Source organism: Liquorilactobacillus sicerae (assembly GCF_029916425.1).
In the GTDB taxonomy this organism is placed as follows: domain Bacteria; phylum Bacillota; class Bacilli; order Lactobacillales; family Lactobacillaceae; genus Liquorilactobacillus; species Liquorilactobacillus sicerae.
The window spans coordinates 1-578 of record NZ_JAHAVQ010000116.1 but is presented as its reverse complement, the minus strand read 5'-3'; the positions used below and the strand labels follow the sequence as shown (position 1 = coordinate 578).

Here is a 578-nt window from a genome sequence, read left to right as displayed (position 1 = left end):
TTAATTCATCATTTTGTCTATTAATTAATCCCTTATTTTATCTTGTTGGCCGTTGGTGCAGACAATGCCGACCCAATGTTCATCATTGTTTTAAATGTTATTTTAACCTTAGCAATTTCTATTTTTCCTGTTCCTGGTGGTACCGGCGGTGCGGAAATAGGTTTCTCTTTACTTTTTTCCAGTTTTTTGCCGAACCATACAGTCACTATTTTTGCAATGCTGGTTTGGCGAATCATAACTTATTATTTTGGTATCTTCGCTGGTCTGATAGCGTATAATGTAATACCGAATCAGCTTGATGGAAAAGATCATGTCGAAAACTGAATCAGAAATTACTCCAATTATTAGCCGCCTTGAAGCGATGGTTAAGGATCAGAGCGGGCAAGAGGTTCAAGTTCGAAATTTTGATCTTTATGGGTTAAATCTGGCTAGAGTGAGTTTTGATCATCGAACGGATATTTTTACTATTAAGGAATTTCGAGACAATCATGTCTTTAAATTTGATAATATCGATTTAGTTGCTATTGATATTTATGAGATTCTTCGTGATTTGAAGTTGACTTTTTAATGATTAAACA

Annotated in this window: 1 protein-coding gene and 1 pseudogene; both read left to right on the top strand. The window is 34.6% G+C overall.

Features of this window, described 5'->3' with window-relative positions:
- Positions 1 to 24: 24 nt before the first annotated feature.
- Positions 25 to 324: pseudogene (locus tag KH893_RS11540) on the top strand (flippase-like domain-containing protein); the annotation flags it as partial.
- Positions 311 to 568 carry a YkuJ family protein gene (locus tag KH893_RS11535; protein ID WP_281166245.1) on the top strand — a complete coding sequence of 86 codons (258 nt, stop codon included), beginning with the start codon at positions 311 to 313 and terminating at the stop codon, positions 566 to 568. The pseudogene KH893_RS11540 and the gene KH893_RS11535, both read left to right, overlap by 14 nt.
- The last annotated feature ends 10 nt before the right edge of the window (positions 569 to 578 follow it).

Excerpts from the sequence above, each read along its gene's own strand:
- KH893_RS11535 (WP_281166245.1), top strand. The coding sequence starts at position 311 with ATGTCGAAAACTGAATCAGAAATTACTCCAATTATTAGCCGCCTTGAA.